The organism is Psychrobacter sp. CMS30, from assembly GCF_904846565.1.
Classification (GTDB): Bacteria; Pseudomonadota; Gammaproteobacteria; order Pseudomonadales; family Moraxellaceae; genus Psychrobacter; species Psychrobacter maritimus.
Genome location: NZ_CAJHBF010000049.1, coordinates 1 through 1398 on the forward strand (window position 1 = coordinate 1; position 1398 = coordinate 1398).

The 1398-nt window shown below is 42.1% G+C and carries 2 protein-coding genes and 1 pseudogene; 2 read left to right on the forward strand and 1 reads right to left on the reverse strand.

The window, feature by feature from the left end; translation table 11 throughout:
• Nucleotides 1-227, reverse strand: a pseudogene (locus tag JMX94_RS13190) (hypothetical protein); the annotation flags it as partial.
• A gap of 83 nt (nt 228-310) precedes the next feature.
• Here JMX94_RS13190 and JMX94_RS13195 point away from each other — a divergent pair.
• Entirely contained in the window at nt 311-550 is a 240-nt protein-coding gene (locus JMX94_RS13195; RefSeq protein ID WP_227673657.1) for a hypothetical protein, read from the forward strand.
• A gap of 219 nt (nt 551-769) precedes the next feature.
• Nucleotides 770-1398 (forward strand): alkaline phosphatase PhoX (locus JMX94_RS13200; protein ID WP_201566028.1); only part of this gene is annotated, 629 nt, incomplete at its 3' end.

Genomic DNA, 1398 nt, shown 5'->3' on the forward strand with positions numbered 1-1398 from the left:
TCGAAGTTAACGTTAGCAATCAGGCTATAGTAGTCACCATCAACCGCATACTTATCGACTTCATAAGTCAGCTCGTTGTTATGCGCTTTCATCACCTCTGTCACTGCATCGCCAACATGGATGTCTGTATAAAAGGGTATATTTGGATCCTGAATAGCAATAAGAGCAACTTTGTTATCGATGATTTGATAGAGCACAGAGGCACGTTTACCGTATTCTTTATCCACATAGCTTAGGGCTGGATTATGAAGTCGATAAGTATGCGGTTGATGATGACTACTATAGCCTGATTGCTAACGTTAACTTCGAGGTGCCAAAAGAGCCACAACTCGGAGAGTTGTTAAAAGCCGAAAACATCAAGCTGAATAATAAAGAAGACAAGTTGCCCATACAGATTGAATATCATATCAAGGGCGGTCAAAAGCTGAATGGTTATAGAATTAACTCAACAGAGTGGACGGCAGATAATCGGAGCTTATTAAAGGGAGAGGTTGAAAGTATTGATATTGGGTTACCAGATGCTATCTATTTGGTCGAAGGTTGCTCTTAAGGCGTCAATATAAATAACGTAGCGCTTTATATGCTTAGATTAACATATCAAAAACAGCATGGTTTTTTAAAGATTATTATCTAAAAATTTGTCATCAAGTTGTCATGGAGTTTCAGTAGACTCAAACATAAATCGTATATTGGTCGTTATAACGATAACGCCGCGATATTTTTTATGCCAACTCAGCCTACTAAATCCAGCCTAACAAGGTGACTGAACATGACCTCATTGAATAACAAGCAAACGCTTGCGCACGAAGTTATTGAAGATTCTAACCCGACTGATAATATTGACTTTCAAACCATTATCAATCGCCGTATGAATCGCCGCAGTATCCTCAAAGGTGGCACAGGGTTGACGGCGGCGGCGTTTTTTGGCGCACTACCTTTGGTCGGCTGTAGCGACGATGATGATAGCAATTTACCTGTTAAACCCAGCGACGAAAACAGTGCCGCTATTCCTGCGCAAGGTGACTTAAAACGTCCTGAGACTTTGAAGTTTACAGCCGTACCGCATTCAAAAGCTGACACGATGAGCGTGGCAGCAGGTTATAAAGCCGAGATGATATTACCACTAGGCATGCCGCTGATATCTGGTATCGATGATTGGAAAGACAATCGTGAGCAGTCCGCTGAGTCGTTTGAGTGGCGTATGGGTGACAACCATGATGGCATGTGGTTTTTTGGTAAAAACGGCAATGCGTACGATGCCAAAGCGTCAGAAAATGGTCTGCTAGTCATGAATCATGAATATGTAAACAGTAGTGAGCTTAGCCCGTTTGGTTATCATGTCATCCAAGATAGTAACGCTGCACCCATCTTTCAAAACCGTCGCCTTGCAAGTGACGT